This window comes from Pseudomonas sp. EA_65y_Pfl1_P113 (genome assembly GCF_963970525.1).
Taxonomy (GTDB): Bacteria; Pseudomonadota; Gammaproteobacteria; order Pseudomonadales; family Pseudomonadaceae; genus Aquipseudomonas; species Aquipseudomonas tritici.
Genome location: NZ_CAXAQM010000011.1, coordinates 39,007 through 54,103 on the forward strand (window position 1 = coordinate 39,007; position 15,097 = coordinate 54,103).

Annotated in this window: 13 protein-coding genes; 6 read left to right on the top strand and 7 right to left on the bottom strand. The window is 60.8% G+C overall.

The features are described 5' to 3' along the window. Nucleotides 1-18 precede the first annotated feature (18 nt). Nucleotides 19-1,083, top strand: a complete 1,065-nt coding sequence (gene queG, locus AACY52_RS12670) for a tRNA epoxyqueuosine(34) reductase QueG (protein WP_339560532.1) — start codon at nt 19-21, stop codon at nt 1,081-1,083. On the opposite strand, the gene AACY52_RS12675 is transcribed toward queG, so the two are convergent. Together AACY52_RS12675 and orn are read right to left on the bottom strand one after the other, a co-directional pair. After that, on the bottom strand, nt 1,080-1,694 hold the full coding sequence (locus AACY52_RS12675) for a trimeric intracellular cation channel family protein (RefSeq protein ID WP_069075149.1): 615 nt from the start codon (nt 1,692-1,694) through the stop codon (nt 1,080-1,082). The genes queG and AACY52_RS12675 overlap by 4 nt on opposite strands. A gap of 112 nt (nt 1,695-1,806) precedes the next feature. Next, nucleotides 1,807-2,349, bottom strand: coding sequence for an oligoribonuclease (orn, locus tag AACY52_RS12680; protein ID WP_010213620.1), 543 nt, complete (start codon nt 2,347-2,349; stop codon nt 1,807-1,809). A gap of 109 nt (nt 2,350-2,458) precedes the next feature. Here orn and rsgA point away from each other — a divergent pair, with 109 nt between their 5' ends. Continuing rightward, complete coding sequence (gene rsgA / locus AACY52_RS12685) at nt 2,459-3,490, top strand: small ribosomal subunit biogenesis GTPase RsgA (protein WP_339415645.1); 1,032 nt, start codon at nt 2,459-2,461, stop codon at nt 3,488-3,490. Between the two features lie 63 nt (nt 3,491-3,553). On the opposite strand, the gene motB is transcribed toward rsgA, so the two are convergent. Then, nucleotides 3,554-4,573, bottom strand: a complete 1,020-nt coding sequence (gene motB / locus AACY52_RS12690) for a flagellar motor protein MotB (RefSeq protein ID WP_339415644.1) — start codon at nt 4,571-4,573, stop codon at nt 3,554-3,556. A 3-nt stretch (nt 4,574-4,576) separates the two neighbouring features. Further along, on the bottom strand, nt 4,577-5,428 hold the full coding sequence (gene motA, locus AACY52_RS12695) for a flagellar motor stator protein MotA (RefSeq protein ID WP_339415643.1): 852 nt from the start codon (nt 5,426-5,428) through the stop codon (nt 4,577-4,579). 166 nt (nt 5,429-5,594) lie between these two features. Between motA and AACY52_RS12700 the strand changes: the two genes are divergently transcribed. From AACY52_RS12700 to asd, 3 genes are read left to right on the top strand one after another with little or no spacing between them, the layout of a single operon-like run. Further along, nucleotides 5,595-7,130 carry an HDOD domain-containing protein gene (locus AACY52_RS12700; RefSeq protein WP_339415642.1) on the top strand — a complete coding sequence of 512 codons (1,536 nt, stop codon included), beginning with the start codon at nt 5,595-5,597 and terminating at the stop codon, nt 7,128-7,130. 58 nt (nt 7,131-7,188) lie between these two features. Next, entirely contained in the window at nt 7,189-8,004 is an 816-nt protein-coding gene (locus AACY52_RS12705) for a rhodanese-like domain-containing protein (protein WP_339435812.1), read from the top strand. Between the two features lie 15 nt (nt 8,005-8,019). Next, on the top strand, nt 8,020-8,880 hold the full coding sequence (gene asd, locus AACY52_RS12710) for an archaetidylserine decarboxylase (RefSeq protein ID WP_339415640.1): 861 nt from the start codon (nt 8,020-8,022) through the stop codon (nt 8,878-8,880). Between the two features lie 123 nt (nt 8,881-9,003). Here asd and serB read toward each other — a convergent pair whose 3' ends face one another. Then, a complete protein-coding gene (gene serB / locus AACY52_RS12715; RefSeq protein ID WP_027604912.1) occupies nt 9,004-10,218 on the bottom strand; it encodes a phosphoserine phosphatase SerB in 1,215 nt (404 codons plus the stop codon). 133 nt (nt 10,219-10,351) lie between these two features. On the opposite strand from serB, the gene AACY52_RS12720 reads away from it, so the two are divergent. Next, complete coding sequence (locus AACY52_RS12720) at nt 10,352-11,857, top strand: AhpA/YtjB family protein (protein ID WP_339415639.1); 1,506 nt, start codon at nt 10,352-10,354, stop codon at nt 11,855-11,857. A 74-nt stretch (nt 11,858-11,931) separates the two neighbouring features. Here AACY52_RS12720 and AACY52_RS12725 read toward each other — a convergent pair whose 3' ends face one another. Beyond that, complete coding sequence (locus AACY52_RS12725; protein ID WP_339415638.1) at nt 11,932-12,642, bottom strand: ABC-type transport auxiliary lipoprotein family protein; 711 nt, start codon at nt 12,640-12,642, stop codon at nt 11,932-11,934. 176 nt (nt 12,643-12,818) lie between these two features. Next, on the bottom strand, nt 12,819-15,083 hold the full coding sequence (parC, locus tag AACY52_RS12730; RefSeq protein WP_339560533.1) for a DNA topoisomerase IV subunit A: 2,265 nt from the start codon (nt 15,081-15,083) through the stop codon (nt 12,819-12,821). Between the last annotated feature and the right edge of the window lie 14 nt (nt 15,084-15,097).

Here is a 15,097-nt window from a genome sequence, read left to right on the forward strand (position 1 = left end):
TGTGGTTTCCCGTGTCTCATGCCCGCCATTACCTCCGATCTGCCCGCCCTCGCCCAATCAATCAAAGACTGGGGCCGCGAGCTGGGCTTTCAACAAGTCGGCATCAGCGGCCTGGACCTGGCCGAGCATGAGCAGCACCTGCAACGCTGGCTCGACGCGGGCTACCACGGCGAGATGGAATACATGGGCGCCCACGGCAGCAAACGCTCCCACCCCGACGAGTTGGTGCCGGGCACGTCGCGCGTCGTCTCGCTGCGCATGGATTACCTGCCAGGCGATACGCAGATGGCTCAACTGCTGGCCCAGCCAGAAAAAGCCTACATCTCGCGCTACGCCCTGGGCCGCGACTACCACAAACTGATTCGCAAGCGCGTGCAGCAATTGGCTGACCGCATCCAGGCGCAGATCGGCCCCTTCGGTTTCCGTGCCTTTGTCGACAGCGCGCCGGTGCTGGAAAAAGCCATCGCCGAGCAAGCTGGCCTGGGCTGGATCGGCAAAAACACCCTGGTGCTCAATCGCAAGGCCGGCAGCTACTTCTTCCTGAGTGAGCTGTTTGTCGACCTGCCGCTACCGGTTGACGCCCCTCACAGCACCGAACACTGCGGGCGCTGCACCGCGTGCCTGGACATCTGCCCCACCAACGCCTTTGTCGGCCCCTATGTGCTGGACGCGCGGCGTTGTATTTCCTACCTGACCATCGAGCTCAAAAGCGCCATTCCTGAAGACTTGCGCCCATTGATCGGCAACCGAGTGTTCGGCTGCGATGACTGTCAGATCGTTTGCCCATGGAATCGTTTCGCCCGCGCCACCGCAGAAAACGATTTCAAGCCACGCCACAACCTGGATAACGCAGAATTGGCCGAGCTGTTTATGTGGGACGAGGATAAATTCCTCAGCAGCACCGAAGGCTCGCCCCTGCGCCGTGCCGGATACGAGCGCTGGCTGCGCAACCTGGCGGTGGGCCTGGGTAATGCCCCCTCAAGCATTCCGGTGCTGGAAGCCTTGAAGGCGCGTCGGGACTATCCGTCGGAACTGGTGCGCGAGCATGTGGAATGGGCACTGAACCAGCACGCCACCCGCTAGTGCACGTCGTCGTTATAGACGAACTTGGGCATTTCCCAATGGAAACGGATCGCCAGCAGGCGCAATAGAAAGCCGCTGAACAGGGTCAGGAGTATTGCCTGTTCGCTGGGCAGCTCCAGATAAAGGCACAGCAGGTAAAACCAGGCGGCGAGGAACGACACGCTGGCGTACAACTCGCGGCGGAAAATCAACGGAATGTCGTTGCAGAAGATGTCCCGCAGGATGCCACCGAACACGCCGGTAATCACGCCGCTGACCGACGCGACCAGCATGCCGTGGCCCATTTCCAGGGCGGTCATACAGCCGATCAACGTGAACGCCACCAGGCCGACGGCGTCCAGCGCCAGGAACAACGAGCGTAGGTGGCGCATCAGCGGGGCAATAAAAATCGTCACTAACGCCGCGATGGAGGTCAGCACCAGGTATTCCGGGTGCTTGACCCAGGTCAGCGGATAATGGCCTAGCAACACGTCGCGCACCGAGCCACCGCCCAACGCCGTTACACAGGCGATCAGCACCACGCCAAACCAATCCATGCCACGCCGGCCGGCGGACAGGGCACCGGTCATGGCTTCGGCGGTGATGGCGATGAGGTAGAGCATCAGCAGCATGGTGGCGATCCTTGCGATTAGGCCGGCAGTCTAATCATTTGGTGGTGGCACCAAAAGGGGGCGCTAGTCGAAAGACCGAGTCGCCCCTATCGCAGGACCAGGCGCCACAGACTCAAGCCTTGATGAAATGCTTACGGTAATGCTGCAACTCGGCAATCGACTCGCGAATATCATCCAGCGCCAAGTGGGTGCTGCCTTTATGGAAGCTGTCTTTGACTTCCGGCGCCCAGCGCGCAGCCAGCTCTTTAAGCGTCGATACATCCAGGTTGCGGTAGTGGAAGTAACTCTCCAACGCCTTCATATGCGTATAGAGGAAGCGACGATCCTGGCAGATGCTATTGCCGCAGATCGGCGACTTGCCCTTCGGCACCCATTTTTCCAGGAAGGCGATGGTTTCAGCTTCGGCTTCGGCCATGCTGATGCGGCTGTCGCGCACGCGCTGGGTCAGGCCAGAGTTGCCGTGAGTGCGGGTGTTCCACTCATCCATGGTGGCCAATACGGCATCGCTGTGGTGGATGGCGATCACCGGACCTTCGGCCAAGGTGTTGAGGTTGCTGTCGGTGACAATGGTCGCCATCTCGATGATGACGTCAGTGTCGGGGTTCAGACCGGTCATTTCCAGATCGATCCAAATCAGGTTCTGTGGGTTTTGCATGGCTTGATTCTCTTGGCACCTTGGCGTAGCTGCGCAGTTTAGCAGGCAGGGCCGTGCTAGACTCGCGACCGTTTCACCTAAACCTTTGCATTATCGACACGGAACACCAATGGCCAAACGCCAGCTCAATCGACGCCAAAACTGGCGCATCGAAAAGATTCAAGGTGAGCGCGCCGCACGCGCCGCCAAACGTGAATCCTCCGCGGTAGAAGCGCTCGAGGGCGGCGACCTGGGGCCCGAACAGACGGGCCTGGTGATCGCGCACTTTGGTGTGCAGGTCGAAGTCGAGGCGCTGGAAGGCGAACTCGCAGGCTCGGTCTCCCGCTGCCACCTGCGCGCCAATCTGCCTGCGCTGGTCACCGGCGACAAAGTGGTCTGGCGTGCCGGCAACCAGGGCATCGGCGTGATCGTCGCCCAGTTGCCGCGCAACACCGAACTGCGCCGCCCCGACAGCCGAGGTCAACTCAAGCCGGTAGCGGCCAACGTCGATATGATCGTGATCGTGTTCGCGCCGTTACCTGAGCCGCATGCCAACCTGATCGACCGCTATCTGGTAGCAGCCGAACATGCCGGCATTCGCCCGCTGTTGCTGCTGAACAAATTCGACCTGATCGACGAGCAGAATGCCCCGGCGCTGAATGCGCTGCTGGCGGTCTACCGCACGCTGGGTTACCCGGTGCTGGAAGTCTCGGCGCATCACGGTAACGGCATGGAACAACTGCAACAGCAGTTGGACGGGCACATCAGCGTGTTCGTTGGCCAGTCGGGCGTGGGTAAATCCTCGCTGGTCAACAGCCTGTTGCCGGAAGTCGACACCCGCGTGGGCCCGCTGTCGGAACTGTCCGGCCAGGGCACCCACACCACCACCACCGCGCGGTTGTTCCACTTCCCCGGCGGCGGTGAGCTGATCGACTCCCCAGGCATCCGTGAATTCGGCCTCGGCCACGTCAGCCGCAGCGACGTGGAAGCGGGCTTCATCGAATTCAATGACCTGATCGGCACCTGCCGCTTCCGCGACTGCAAACACGACCGCGAGCCAGGCTGTGCGCTGCTCAAGGCGCTGGAAGATGGCCGTGTGCAGCAGCAGCGGATGAACAGCTATCGGTCGATTATTGCGAGTCTGCCGCAAAGCACTCACTAAACCGCTCCCAGAAGGTAGATACAACAAGGCCGCGATCATCGCGGCCTTGTTGTATGTGGACATCTACGAACCCGTACCAGGCACCGTAGGATCCTTCACGCCACCATCATCAAACAAATTCAGCTTCTGACGCAGCTCATGCGCCGGCAACGGCTCCTGCCCTGGCGGTATGGCGTTCGGGTCGGCCGGTACTTCACCCGGCGCACCTGCGCCTGGGGTGGGTTGCGGCGCCGGCGGCTGATCACCTTCAATCGCACGCTGGGCCTTTTTGGTCAGCACCACGATATCGATACGGCGGTTGGACGGGCTTAACGGGTCTTGATGATCAAACAGCTGCGAGGAGGCAAAACCCACCACGCGTGCCACTTGCGGGTCCGGGTAGCTGCCGGCCACCAACACGCGGCGTGCAGCGTTGGCGCGATTGGCCGAGAGTTCCCAGTTGCCGAAGTCGCCCTGGACCGCATACGGCTGGGCGTCGGTGTGGCCGCTGATGCTGATCTTGTTCGGCACCGTTTTGATGGTGTCGGCCATGGCCAGCAGGATGTCTTCAAAGTACGGCTTCAGGCGCGCGCTGCCGGAGTCGAACATCGGCCGGTTGGCCGCGTCGATGATCTGGATGCGCAGGCCTTCAGGCGTGATTTCGAACGAAATCTGATCCTTGAATTTCAGCAGTTGCGGGTTTTCCTCAACCTTGGTCTGCAACTCTTGAAGCAACAGCCCAAGGCGTTCCTGCTCGACCTGCTCAGCCATGGATTCGACAGTGTCGCGCTCGATCGGGATTTTTTCCTGCGGCGCTTCGGTCTTGACCTCTGGGTTAATGGTGCGCTCAGGCGCCAACTGCGGGGAACCGCCCAGGTCGATCACGAAGGGCGTGCCGCTTTCCGAGAAACCAATCGGGTCTTTGAAGTAGCCGGCGATGGCGATTTTTTGTTCGGGGGTGGCGGTGGACATCAGCCACAGCACCAGAAAGAACGCCATCATCGCCGTCGCAAAGTCGGCGAAAGCGATTTTCCAGGCACCGCCATGGTGCCCCGCGGCGAAGCGCTTGACGCGCTTGATGATTATCGGCTGGTTGTTTTCCATGGCTTAGCGACCGCGAACCGCTTGTTCCAGCTCGGCGAAGCTTGGGCGATGTTTCGGGTACAGCACCTTGCGACCGAACTCCACCGCCAGCGAGGGCGGCACGCCGGAAGCGGAGGCTACCAGGCTGGCTTTGATCGATTCGTACAGGTTGATTTCTTCCTTGGCATCATGGGCCAGCGAGGTGGCCAGCGGGCCGAAGAAGCCGTAGGCCGCGAGAATACCGAAGAAGGTACCTACCAGCGCCGCACCCACGTGCATACCGATGGCTGCCTGGTCGCCTTCGCCCAAGGAGGCCATGGTCACAACAATACCGAGTACTGCCGCAACAATACCAAAACCCGGCATGCCGTCGGCGATGCCTGTCACCGCGTGAGAGGGATGCTCCAGCTCTTCTTTAAGGCTGAACAATTCCATGTCGAACAGGCCTTCCAACTCATGGGGGGCCATGTTGCCGGAGGACATGATGCGCAGGTAGTCACAGATGTAGGCGGTCATGCGCTCATCTTTGAGCACGGCCGGGTACTTGGCGAAAATCGGACTGGCCGAGGCGTCTTCGATGTCGGCCTCGATGGCCATCATGCCTTCGCGGCGGCTTTTGTTGAGGATCTCGTAGACCAGCCCCAATACCTCCAGGTAGAAGGTGTGGGTGAAGCGCGAACCGAACATGCTCAGGGATTTCTTGAGCACGTGCATGGTCATGTAGCCAGGGTTCGCCTGCAAGAATGCGCCGAACGCCGCACCACCGATGATCAGCACTTCGAAGGGCTGGATCAGCGCAGCAATTTTACCGTGGGACAGGACGTAGCCACCTAGCACACTTGCGATGACGACGATGATGCCGATAATTTTAGCCATAGGAGATGAGTACTTGCGCCGTCGGGTTCATGGACATATTGGGGGGAACTGAAAACTCTTGTTCCTCTTATCGGCAAAACTGCGCCAGACTATAGCCCGTTAAGGCGAAAAGCCAGTTCGGCCCGCTCCGGGCGTGTTGACCGCAAGTGATGATCTCGCCCCAATCATGGCTAATGAAACGACAGTCCCAACTGCAAAACCTACTTCTCTCGCCGCTTGGATCAAGCGCCTGGACGATGTGCTGCTGCCTGTTCCCCAGGCCAGCCACGACCGCGTGTGCAAAGGCATCCGCGACAGCCGCAGCTCATTACGAGATATTGCCGAGCTGATGCAAGACAGCCCGGCCCTCGTGCTCAGCGTGATGCGCGAAGCCAACAGCCACACCCATGGCAGCCTGGCGGAACCGGCGGAAAACCTCGAAGTGGCACTCAACCGCCTGGGCCTCAAGCGCGCCGAGGAACTGTTGGCGCGCCTGCCTTCGGTGCCCGCCAACGAGATTCCCGTGGCGCTGCGCCAACTGTTGTTGATAAGTCAGCACGCTTCGCAGCAAGCCAACGGCTTGTTTGGCAGCCGCCTGGCACGACTGTGGCAGGACATTCACTGGGGCAGCCTGCTGTTTCTATCGCCGCTTTGGCCGATGGCGGTCGCCTACCCCAAGCTCCTGGAAGAATGGGAGCTGCGGGTTATCCACAAAGGCCAGCCAGCCCGTCTGGTCGAGCAGGAATTGTTCGGCGTGCGCCTGCTGGACCTGTGCGTCGGCCTGACCGAAGCCTGGCACCTGCCGATTTGGGTCTCCCAAGGCTACAAGCTGCTATTGAGCGAACAGCGCTTGCTGGTCAAGGCATTGCATATCGCCCGCGAAGATGACCCGCTGCACCATCAGCAATTGCTCGACGCCGAACCCAACCTGCGCCGCTGGCTGAACCAGCCGGCCAATACCGTGTTGCTGGCCAACGGCTTGGCGATGTCGGCGCAAGAGTCTTGGACCTGCCCGCACACCGAACGCTGGCAGCTCCTCACTGCGCTATACCTGCAGCAACCCTTGGGCGAGTTACAGCAACACGTCCATCAACAAGCCGTGACCAGCGCCCGCAGCACGCTGATGCCCGACCTGTGGCACCCGGCGCTGTCACTGATCTGGCCCTGGCATGTGCAGAAGATTCATCGCGGCCTGCTGCCGGCACCGCCGCCTACCGCCGAGTCGCTGGCCGTCTGGCGTAAACGTTGTACAGAACTGCTGGTAGAGCCGAGCCGTTTTGCCAACGCGATGCACCTGACCACCTGCGCCAAGGAGGCCCTGGTGGCCAGTGGCATGCAACGGGTCATGCTGCTGATGACTGATCGCGCCCAGAGTACTTTGCGCGTGCATCAGGTCGACGGCCTGCCGAAGGACGCCGCTAACCTGAGCCTGGACGTGGTCAACAGCACGCTGCTGCTGCGCCTGCTGGAAAAGTCCGCGCAGGTGCGTCTCAACCCTGAAAACCACACCCAGTTCTCAGCCTTGCTGCCACCGATCCTGCGCCGCCTGTTTACCGGTGAACACCTGCTACTGCGCTCCTTGAGCTGCAATGGCAAGGTGGTGATGCTGATGGTGGCCGACCAGGGTGGGGGACCGTTCTCGGAAACCACCGTGCAGGCCTTCGGCAAAACCGCCCAATGCATCGAGAAAGCCCTGCTCTGCTTTACCAACCGCAGCGCCTGATGCTTGCGCTACAATCGCCCTCTTTATATCGCCAACATTTGTGCCCAGGAGACCTCACATGCCTGACTTCTCTGGCTTGCCGCTGGTGATCGAACCCAGCGACCTGCTCGGTCAACTGGATGCCGAACACCTGATTCTGGTGGACCTCACCAGTGCCGCCCGCTACGCCGAAGGGCATATCCCCGGCGCGCATTTCGTTGACCCCAAGCGTACCCAATTGGGCCAGGCGCCGGCACCCGGCCTGCTGCCCAACAAGGCGGACCTGGAGAAGCTGTTCGGCGAACTGGGCCACACCCCGGACGCGACCTACGTGGTCTACGACGACGAAGGCGGCGGCTGGGCCGGGCGGTTCATCTGGATGCTCGACGTGATCGGCCATCAGAAATACCATTACCTGGATGGTGGCCTTCTGGCCTGGCTGGAAGAGGAACGCCCGGTCTCCACCGATGTACCCGCCCCGGTCGACGGCCCGGTCAGCCTGACGCTGCACGAAGGCCCCACCGCCACCCGTGAATACCTGCAAAGTCGCCTGGGTGCTGCCGACCTGGGCATATGGGACGCACGCGGCCCGCTGGAATATTCCGGTGAAAAAGTCCTCGCCGCCAAAGGCGGGCACATCCCCGGTGCCGTGAACTTTGAATGGACTGCTGGCATGGACCCGACACGCAACCTGCGTATCCGCCGCGACATGCCGCAGATCCTCGAAGGCCTCGGACTGACCAAAGATAAAGAAATCATCACCCACTGCCAGACTCACCACCGCTCTGGCTTCACCTACCTGGTGGCCAAGGCACTCGGTTATCCGCGAGTCAAAGGTTATGCCGGTTCGTGGGGCGAATGGGGCAACCACCCCGACACCCCCGTCGAGATTTAAGGTTTAAGGACAGTTATGAAAAAGCAGTTGTTTATCCTCAGCCAGTACTTGCTGCCACACCACTTGCTATCGCGCCTGGCCGGCTGCATCGCCGAGTGCCGCGTGCGCTGGTTCAAGAATGCCTTCACCACCTGGTTCGCCAAGCGCTATCAAGTGGACATGTCCCAGGCGCTGGTTGAAGACGTGACCGCCTACGAGCACTTCAACGCCTTCTTCACCCGCGCGTTGAAAGACGGCGCGCGCCCACTGGATCAAACCCCAGGCGCGGTGTTGAGCCCAGCCGATGGCGCGGTCAGCCAGCTCGGCCCGATCGAACATGGCCGCGTGTTCCAGGCCAAGGGCCACAGCTTCAGCGTGCTGGAGTTGCTGGGCGGCGATGCCGCTGTAGCGGCGCCGTTCATGGGCGGCGATTTCGCCACCATCTACCTGTCGCCAAAGGACTATCACCGGGTGCACATGCCACTGGCCGGTACCCTGCGCGAGATGATCTACATCCCGGGCCGTATCTTCTCGGTGAACCAGACCACAGCCGAAAACGTACCAGAGCTGTTTGCACGTAACGAACGTGTTGCCTGCATTTTCGACACCGAACGCGGCCCGATGGCCGTGGTTCTGGTGGGCGCGATGATTGTGGCGTCGATTGAAACCGTGTGGGCCGGCTTGGTGACCCCGCCGAAGCGTGAGCTGAAAACCTTCCGTTATGACGAAGCTGCGCGCGCGCCGATCCACCTGGAAAAAGGTGCGGAGCTGGGTCGCTTCAAACTGGGGTCGACGGCGATTGTGCTGTTTGGGCCGGATCAGGTGAAGTGGGCGCAAGAGCTGGTGGCAGGTACGCCGGTGCAGATGGGCCAAGGCATCGCTGCACCTAAAGCCTGACAAAAAACCCAATGCGGGCGCGGGCTTGCTCGCGAATGCGGGGTATCGGTCGACACATCAGTGACTGAACCACCGCTGTTCGCGAGCAAGCCCGCCCCCACATTTTTTACCGCACTTATTCAGTTACAGCTGACCGTCGCGATCGCGGAAGCCCAGCAGATACAACACCCCATCCAACCCCAGGGTCGAAATCGCCTGCTTCGCCGACTGCTTCACCAACGGCTTGGCGCGGAACGCCACACCTAACCCGGCAATTGCCAGCATCGGCAAGTCATTCGCCCCATCGCCCACCGCAATGGTCTGCTCCAGACGCAAACCTTCCTTGTGAGCCAGCTCCTTCAGCAGATCTGCCTTGCGCTGTGCGTCGACAATCGGCTCCACGGCCACGCCAGTCACCTTGCCATCCACCACTTCCAACTCGTTGGCGAACACGTAGTCGATGCCCAGCTTGGCCTGCAATTGCTTGGCGAAGTAAGTGAAGCCACCCGACAGGATGGCGGTCTTGTAGCCCAGGCGCTTGAGTTCGGCGAACAGGGTTTCTGCGCCTTCGGTCAGGCGCAGGGACGCACCGATGGAGTCCAGCACGCTGACGTCCAGACCTTTGAGCAGCGCCAAGCGCTCCTTGAAGCTGGCGCGGAAGTCGAGTTCACCGGCCATGGCGCGCTCGGTAATTTCCGACACCTGCTCGCCGACGCCAGCAGCCTTGGCCAACTCGTCGATAACTTCGGCCTCGATCAGCGTGGAATCCATGTCGAACACCGCCAGGCGACGGTTGCGGCGGAACAGTGAGTCTTCCTGGAAAGCGATATCCACGTTCAGTTCCTGCGCCACGCTGAGGAACTCGGCGCGCAGAGCTTGCGGGTCGGCTGGCTCACCGCGTACGGAGAACTCGATGCAGCCCTTGCCCTTGTCAGCGGGCGTGTCCAGCGGCATGCGACCCGACAAACGGTCGATATGATCGATATTCAAACCGTACTGCGCGGTGATCGAGCTGACACGCTGCAATTGCTCAGCGGTGACCTTGCGGGTCAACAGGGTCACGATGTGGCGCTTTTTGCCCTGACCGGCCACCCATTGCTGATAATCGGCTTCGGACACCGGGGTGAAACGCACCTGTTGATCCAGCTTGTACGCCGTAAACAGGATGTCCTTGAGTACCGATGACGCCTGTTCAGTGCTCGGGATCTCAACCAGAATGCCGAACGACAAGGTGTCGTGGATCACCGCTTGGCCGATGTCGAGAATGTTCACACCACCCTGGGCCAGCACACCGGTAATCGCTGCGGTCAGACCTGGGCGGTCTTCCCCCGTGATGTTAATCAGGACAATTTCGCGCAAGGCGCACCCCCAGGCTGGAAAAAAACCGCATTCTACCCACTTTCAGTGACCATCGGGCACAGCCAGCGCTTTGCCGGCCCTAGGGCTGTCGCTATACTGCGCGTCAACTTCACGGACCAAGAGCCGAGCGCAAGTGAACCGGCCCACGCCAGTAAAAACCGATAACTTCTTCCTGCTGATCTTCCGGGCACTGCGCCACCGCCGTGTACCGATCGCATTACGCATCGCCAGCCATAACGTGATCCTGGTCGCCCTGGCCCTGGTGATCTACGCCTGCGTGATGGGTTTGCAGTTCAAACAGGCCATGCACGAGCAAGCCGACGCCCTGGGCGAGAGCCTGACCACCCAGACCGCGACCTCGGCGACTGAGCTGCTGGTGTCCAACGACATCCTCAGCCTCAACGTGCTGCTCAACAACCTGACCAAAAACCCGCTGGTGGCCCACGCGGCCATCTATAGCGTGGACAACCGGATCATGGCTGAAGCCGGGCAACGCCCGAAAAACGGCCTGCTGGGTGAAGCGCAAGGGCTCTACCAGAGCAATATCACGTTTCAGGATGTAAAGGCCGGCCAACTGCGTATCAGCCTGGACATGCAGCAATTCCAGCAGCCGATGACCATCAGCCTACAAAGCATGGGCATCCTCAGCGCGATCCTGCTGGCATTGGCCCTGGCGTTGAGCCTGCGTCTGGGCCGGCACATCTCTACGCCGCTGATGCAACTGCGCATCTGGCTGCGGGACATCGATGAAAACACCCCGGCCACTGACCGCCAGGATGAAATAGGCGACCTGGCCCGCCAACTGCACGCCAGCTTCGCCCCGGAACCGATAGTGCGTGAGGTTGAACCTGAGCCTGAGTTCGATGATACGGACTACGACGACGAGCCCGAATTTGAAGTGCAAGACGCTCCGGTAGCGGGCTTGAAGCCTGCCACCCGCCGCGCGTTCAAAGCTGAAGAAGACGAACTGGACGATGAAGACCCGTTCGCCGACCTGCGCGACACCTCGGCAAGCGCCCCGGCCATGGCGCCAAAACCGGCCCCGATCAAGAGCACTGAACCCCAGTACAGCGCCGTACTGGCTGTGCAACTGGGTGCGCAGGACCAACTGCGTCGCCTGCCCCGTGCGCGCCTGACCGAATTGCTGGAACGCTACCGTGACTGTCTCGACCAGGCCGCTTCGCTGTACCAGAGCGAACTGCACACCCTGAACGATGGCAGCACGCTGATGTTGTTCCACAGCGAAGACAGCGGTGAGGACTACCTGACCAACGCTATCTGCTGCGGTGAACTGCTGCGCGCCCTGGGTCACGCCCTGCAAATCGAAGTGGCTGACAGCGGCATTACCCTGCAATTGCAACTGGGCCTGACCGTAGGCGACGACCTGTTCGGCATGAGCCAGATCGACCTGTTGCTGACCGAGATCGCACAGGACGCCTTGGCCTTGTCGCAACATAGCCGCAATTTGCTGCTGGTGGAGCGCAAGATCAGCGAAGACACGCTGATCCGCCAACGCGCACGCATCCGCCCGATTGCCAGCCCAGAGGGCGCCAGTTGCGTGGAACGGTTGATGGAGCCGTATCCGTCGATGCTGGAGCGGCAGTTGGCACGGATGCACGAGACCCGCACCAAGAACTAACGCGCTCAGTCAAATCGTGTACAAACAAAAAGGCCCGCTGAGTCAGCGGGCCTTTTGTTTGTGCGCGATTCAGATCAGAACCTGAACACTTCCATATCTGTACGAATCGGCACCGCCATCGGCATCTTCGGCTTCTGCGGCTCTGCCGGTTTGGCCTGTGCCGGGGCACTTTGCTTGCGGGGTGCCTCGGCGATCGGCGGCTGGTTGGCCAACGGCTTGAGCGCCACCGACAATTGCTGCGCCAGATGCTGCAGCAGTACACCCTGGGCCTGGACCTGGGACGCAGTGGTGCCGGCGTGTTCTTCCTGCAGATGCACGATGCGGTTATCGCGCACCTGGCCACGACGGTCGATCAAGCGCCATTGCGCATCGAGGATCGCCGGTTGCGATGTACCAGAGTCAAGCCGGGTAATAGTCAGCAACACCTGCACATCCGGGCTAAACCCGGTGGGCGCAGGCGCGAGTACAACACGCTGGCTATCCAAATGCCCCGCCACCTGGCGCAGCATCAATTGGCTGATGTCGGAGGACAAACTGCCCGCCCAGCGACCATCGGTGGAACCTCGCAGGCTGCCGTCGTTTTGACGTTGCAGCAGTGTTTCGCGTTGCAGGTAGTCGGCTACGACCACCGGCCCCAACAAAACGGCCAGGCCAGCGCTCTGTGCTGGCTGAGCCGGACTTCCGCTGTCCAGTTGGTACAGCGACACAGGCTGATGTGTGCTGCAACCCGCCAACCCCAAAAAGCCAGCGAGCACGAAAATAAAAGGAAGGCGTGGAGCAGTCATCATCCCATCCAGGTGGCTGCCACAAGGCGAACCACAATGTAATACTAAAAATAACCTAAACACGCTCGGCCACGCCGGCGCTGGAAAGGCCATATCATCCGTGAATATGCGCCATGACTCCAGCGCCAAAGCGTCGATCTACGCTTTAAATCCTAGATCGAGGGCTCTAAACCGCCTTAAACAGGCGTTTCCACCAATAAAGCATCCACTCGCTGGAAGCCACGAGGCAATTTGTTACCACGGCGACCGCGCTCGCCCTTGTAATGTTCAAGGTCGTCAGGGCGCAGCGACAGGGTGCGTTTACCGGCTTGCAGCACCAGCGTGGAGCCTTCTGGTATGACAGCAATGTCGGTCACGTACTCTTCGCGGCTGGCAACCCGCTCGCCGGGGATACCAATAATCTTGTTGCCCTTGCCTTTACCCAGTTGCGGCAGGTCGCTGATCTTGAACACCAGCAAGCGCCCTTCGGTAGTGACCGACGCCAGCCAGTTGCTCTCGCGGTCGTCCACCGGCCGCGGGAGGATCACCTTGGCGTTGTTCGGCAGGTTCAGCAGGGCCTTGCCCGCCTTGTTCTTGGCCTGCAGGTCTTCACCCTTGACCACAAAACCGTAACCCGCGTCAGACGCAATCACGTATAGCGCATCGTCGTCCGGCAGCAGCACGCACTCGAAATTCGCCCCAGGCGGCGGTGTAAGGCGCCCAGTCAACGGCTCGCCCTGCCCCCGTGCAGATGGCAAGGTGTGGGCCGGCACCGAATAACTGCGCCCGGTGGAATCGATAAACACCGCAAACTGGTTGGAACGCCCGGCCGCAGCGGTCTTGAACCCGTCGCCAGCCTTGTACGACAAACCAGTGGCGTCGATATCATGCCCCTTGGCAGAGCGAACCCAACCCTTTTCCGACAGAACGACGGTGATTTTCTCGTTCGGCAGCAGCTCGGTCTCTGTCAGAGCCTTCGCTTCGGCGCGTTGCACGATCGGCGAACGGCGGTCGTCGCCATAGGTTTCGGCGTCTTTGATCAGCTCGCTGCGCACCAGTTTCTTCAGCTTGGCTTCACTGCCCAGCAGCGCTTGCAGCTTGGCTTGTTCCTTGAGCAGCGCGTCCTGTTCGTCGCGCAGCTTCATTTCCTCCAGTCGCGCCAACTGGCGCAAGCGGGTGTCGAGGATGTAGTCAGCCTGGATTTCGCTCAGTTCGAAACGCGCGATCAACTCGGCTTTCGGGTGCTCGGCGGTGCGGATGATGTGGATCACTTCATCCAAGTTGAGGTAGGCGATCAGCAAGCCGTCCAACAGGTGCAGGCGGCGCTCGACCTTATCCAGGCGGAATTGCAGGCGGCGGCGCACAGTGTTGACGCGGAATTCCAGCCATTCCACCAGCAGATTGCGCAGGTTTTTCAGCTGCGGCTTGCCATCCAGGCCAATGATGTTGACGTTGACCCGATAGCTCGACTCCAGGTCCGTGCTGGCGAACAGGTGCTGCATCAGCACTTCGTGGTCGACCCGGCTGTTGGTCGGGATGATCACGATGCGGCATGTGTTTTCGTGGTCAGACTCGTCACGCAGGTCGGCAACCTGCGGCAGTTTCGACGGTTTCGCCTGCATCAACGCGGCGATCTGCTCCAGCACCTTGGCGCCCGACACCTGGTGCGGCAGCGCGGTGACAATAATGTCGCCGTCTTCAATGTGGTACACGGCGCGCATGCGCACCGAGCCTTTGCCGGTTTCGTACATCTTCAGCAGGTCGGCACGCGGCGTGATGATTTCCGCTTCGGTCGGGTAGTCCGGGCCCTGGATATGCTCGCAGAGCTGCTCGACCGTGGCTTTCGGCTCGTCGAGCAAACGCACGCAGGCCGTGGCAACTTCGCGCAGGTTGTGCGGCGGCACGTCGGTCGCCATGCCGACCGCAATACCGGTGGTGCCGTTGAGCAGGATATTCGGCAAACGTGCCGGCAACACCAGCGGTTCGTCGAGGGTACCGTCAAAGTTCGGCCCCCAGTCCGCAGTGCCCTGGCCCAGCTCGCTGAGCAACACTTGCGAATAACGCGACAGGCGTGCTTCGGTATATCGCATGGCGGCGAAGGACTTAGGATCATCCGGCGCACCCCAGTTACCCTGGCCGTCCACCAGGGTGTAGCGGTAGCTGAACGGCTGGGCCATCAGCACCATGGCTTCGTAGCACGCCGAATCGCCGTGGGGATGGAACTTACCGAGCACGTCACCGACGGTACGCGCCGACTTCTTGTGCTTGGAATCGGCATCCAGGCCCAACTCACTCATGGCGTAGATGATGCGCCGTTGGACGGGCTTCAGGCCGTCGCCGATATGCGGCAAGGCACGGTCCATGATCACGTACATGGAGTAGTTGAGGTAGGCATTTTCGGTGAAGTCAGCCAGCGACCGGCGTTCTACGCCATCTAAGCTGTCTGCGAGGATGTCACTCATGCGGGCCTCATCAT

Bases quoted from the DNA above. Each gene is read 5' to 3' on its own strand.
- rsgA (WP_339415645.1), top strand. From the start codon at position 2,459: ATGGCCAAACGCCAGCTCAATCGACGCCAAAACTGGCGCATCGAAAAG.
- AACY52_RS12700 (WP_339415642.1), top strand. From the start codon at position 5,595: ATGGCTAATGAAACGACAGTCCCAACTGCAAAACCTACTTCTCTCGCC.
- AACY52_RS12675 (WP_069075149.1), bottom strand. From the start codon at position 1,694: ATGCTGCTGATGCTCTACCTCATCGCCATCACCGCCGAAGCCATGACC.
- AACY52_RS12725 (WP_339415638.1), bottom strand. From the start codon at position 12,642: ATGACTGCTCCACGCCTTCCTTTTATTTTCGTGCTCGCTGGCTTTTTG.
- orn (WP_010213620.1), bottom strand. From the start codon at position 2,349: ATGCAAAACCCACAGAACCTGATTTGGATCGATCTGGAAATGACCGGT.
- motB (WP_339415644.1), bottom strand. From the start codon at position 4,573: ATGGAAAACAACCAGCCGATAATCATCAAGCGCGTCAAGCGCTTCGCC.
- asd (WP_339415640.1), top strand. From the start codon at position 8,020: ATGAAAAAGCAGTTGTTTATCCTCAGCCAGTACTTGCTGCCACACCAC.
- motA (WP_339415643.1), bottom strand. From the start codon at position 5,428: ATGGCTAAAATTATCGGCATCATCGTCGTCATCGCAAGTGTGCTAGGT.
- AACY52_RS12705 (WP_339435812.1), top strand. From the start codon at position 7,189: ATGCCTGACTTCTCTGGCTTGCCGCTGGTGATCGAACCCAGCGACCTG.
- queG (WP_339560532.1), top strand. From the start codon at position 19: ATGCCCGCCATTACCTCCGATCTGCCCGCCCTCGCCCAATCAATCAAA.
- parC (WP_339560533.1), bottom strand. From the start codon at position 15,083: ATGAGTGACATCCTCGCAGACAGCTTAGATGGCGTAGAACGCCGGTCG.